Consider the following 3,488-nt stretch of genomic DNA (forward strand, 5'->3'; position numbering starts at 1 on the left):
AAACAAAAAAGGGTGGGACCCCCAACAAGGGGGCCCCACCCAAAAAAATGTCCGGCGGCGACCTACTCTCCCACCCCACACCATGGAGGCAGTACCATCGGCGCTGAGAGGCTTAACGACCGGGTTCGGAATGAGACCGGGTGTTTCCCTCCCGCCATAACCGCCGTAACCCTACACCCACACCCCCCGAAAACCAGGGGGCCGGGAAAACCAGGGCCACACCAACAAACGGCGCGGACAACCATATTCAACATATCAGATTCGTGTGCGAAACCACCCCAACAACGGGCGGAACAGCAGATAGTGTGCGCGAACACCCAGCATCCATGGCGGACAAGCCCTCGGCCGATTAGTACCGGTCAGCTCCACACCTCACAGTGCTTCCACACCCGGCCTATCAACCCAGTCGTCTACTGGAAGCCTTACCCCCTCAAAAGGGCAGGAGACCTCATCTCGAAGCAAGCTTCCCACTTAGATGCTTTCAGCGGTTATCTCTCCCGAACGTAGCCAACCAGCCATGCTCCTGGCGGAACAACTGGCACACCAGAGGTTCGTCCGTCCCGGTCCTCTCGTACTAGGGACAGCCCTTCTCAAGTCTCCAACGCGCACAGCGGATAGGGACCGAACTGTCTCACGACGTTCTAAACCCAGCTCGCGTGCCGCTTTAATGGGCGAACAGCCCAACCCTTGGGACCAACTCCAGCCCCAGGATGCGACGAGCCGACATCGAGGTGCCAAACCATCCCGTCGATATGGACTCTTGGGGAAGATCAGCCTGTTATCCCCGGGGTACCTTTTAGCCGTTGAGCGACACCGCTTCCACACGCCGGTGCCGGATCACTAGTCCCTGCTTTCGCACCTGCTCGACACGTCCGTCTCACAGTCAAGCTCCCTTGTGCACTTACACTCGACACCTGATTGCCAACCAGGCTGAGGGAACCTTTGGGCGCCTCCGTTACTCTTTAGGAGGCAACCGCCCCAGTTAAACTACCCACCAGACACTGTCCCCGAACCGGATCACGGTCCCAGGTTAGACATCCGAAACAGCCAGAGTGGTATTTCACCAACGCCTCCACCCGAACTAGCGTCCAGGCTTCACAGGCTCCCACCTATCCTACACAAACCATCCCAAACACCAATGTCAAGCTATAGTGAAGGTCCCGGGGTCTTTCCGTCCTGCTGCGCGAAACGAGCATCTTTACTCGTAGTGCAATTTCACCGGGCCCATGGTTGAGACAGCGGGGAAGTCGTTACGCCATTCGTGCAGGTCGGAACTTACCCGACAAGGAATTTCGCTACCTTAGGATGGTTATAGTTACCACCGCCGTTTACCGGCGCTTAGATTCCCAGCTTCGCAACCCGAAAGCCGCTAACCAGTCCTCTTAACGTTCCGGCACCGGGCAGGCGTCAGTCCGTATACAGCGTCTTACGACTTCGCACGGACCTGTGTTTTTAATAAACAGTCGCTTCCCCCTGGTATCTGCGACCCCACCCAGCTCAGAAGGAAAACTTCATCACCAGACAGGGCTCCCCTTCTCCCAAAGTTACGGGGACAATTTGCCGAGTTCCTTAACCATGGTTCACCCGAACGCCTCGGTATTCTCTACCTGACCACCTGCGTCGGTTTAGGGTACGGGCCGCCCACACACTCGCTAGAGGCTTTTCTCGACAGCACGGGATCACTCACTTCACCAAAAACGGCTCGACATCACGCCTCACCCTCCATGGAGCACGGATTTGCCTATGCTCCGGGCTACACGCTTATCCCGGGACAACCACCGCCCGGTAGAGCTACCCTCCTGCGTCACCCCATCACTTACCTACTACCTTCTCGGGCCCCACGCCACCACGCACACCAACCCGAAGGCCGGCACACGCAGCAGTGGTGGTTAGCATCAAAGGACTCGGTACTGGGCGCGTGCGAACGGGTACGGGAATATCAACCCGTTATCCATCGACTACGCCTGTCGGCCTCGCCTTAGGCCCCGACTCACCCTGGGCGGATTAACCTGCCCCAGGAACCCTTAGTCAATCGGCGCCAGAGTTTCCCACTCTGGTATCGCTACTCATGCCTGCATTCTCACTCGCACACCCTCCACCATCGGGTCACCCCACAGCTTCACCGGATGCACGACGCTCCCCTACCAACCCGGACCTCGCGGTCCAGGCTTCACAGCTTCGGCGGTGTACTTAAGCCCCGCTACATTATCGGCGCAGAATCACTTGACCAGTGAGCTATTACGCACTCTTTAAAGGATGGCTGCTTCTAAGCCAACCTCCTGGTTGTCTCAGCAACTCCACAACCTTTCCCACTTAGCACACGCTTAGGGGCCTTAGCTGATGATCTGGGCTGTTTCCCTCTCGACTACGAAGCTTATCCCCCGCAGTCTCACTGCCGCGCTCAACTTGACCGGCATTCGGAGTTTGTCTGACGTCAGTAACCTTGTAGGGCCCATCAGCCAAACAGTAGCTCTACCTCCGGCAAGCAACACACGACGCTGCACCTAAATGCATTTCGGGGAGAACCAGCTATCACGGAGTTTGATTGGCCTTTCACCCCTACCCACAGCTCATCCCCCAGGTTTTCAACCCTGGTGGGTTCGGGCCTCCACGAAGTCTTACCTCCGCTTCACCCTGGCCATGGGTAGATCACTCCGCTTCGGGTCTACAGCATGCGACTAATGCGCCCTATTCAGACTCGCTTTCGCTACGGCTACCCCACCCGGGTTAACCTCGCCACACACCATAACTCGCAGGCTCATTCTTCAAAAGGCACGCCATCACCCCGAAAGGCTCTGACGGCTTGACAGCACACGGTTTCAGGTACTATTTCACGACCCCTCACCGGGGCACTTTTCACCTTTCCCTCACGGTACTAGTGCACTATCGGTCACCAGGACGTATTTTGGCTTAGCAGGTGGTCCTGCCAGATTCACACGGAATTTCACGGGCTCCGCGCTACTCGGGGACAACGCCAACGCCTAGACCGTTCCTTCACCTACGGGACTCTCACCCACTACGGCGCCGCTTCCCAACGGCTTCAGCTAGAACGACCATCAACGCGCCCGGCCGGCAGACCAGACACAGCGCAACCCCACAACCCCGCACACGCAACGACTGCCGTCTATCACACGCGCACGGTTTAGCCACATCCCCTTTCGCTCACCACTACTCAGGGAATCACTATTGTTTACTCTTCCTACGGGTACTGAGATGTTTCACTTCCCCGCGTCACCACCAACTGCCCTATACATTCAGGCAGCGGCAACCCGACACAACTCGGGCTAGGTTTCCCCATTCGGACACCCACGGATCAAAGCTCGGTTGACAACTCCCCGTGGACTATCGCGGCCTCCCACGTCCTTCATCGGCGCCTGGTACCAAGGCATCCACCGTGTGCCACTATCACTTGGCCACCACAGATACAAGATGCTCGCGCACACTATCCACGAATCAAAACACCGGCCACACACCCAGCCACAACACCC

General features: G+C 57.6%; 2 rRNA genes. Both read right to left on the reverse strand.

The features are described 5' to 3' along the window. Positions 1–49: 49 nt before the first annotated feature. A 5S ribosomal RNA gene (gene rrf, locus NT8_RS27595) occupies positions 50–168 on the reverse strand. Between the two features lie 160 nt (positions 169–328). Beyond that, positions 329–3,416 (reverse strand): 23S ribosomal RNA (locus NT8_RS27600). Positions 3,417–3,488 lie beyond the last annotated feature (72 nt).

Source organism: Nocardiopsis trehalosi NBRC 14201 (assembly GCF_001552555.1).
GTDB classification, from domain to species: Bacteria; Actinomycetota; Actinomycetes; order Streptosporangiales; family Streptosporangiaceae; genus Nocardiopsis_B; species Nocardiopsis_B trehalosi.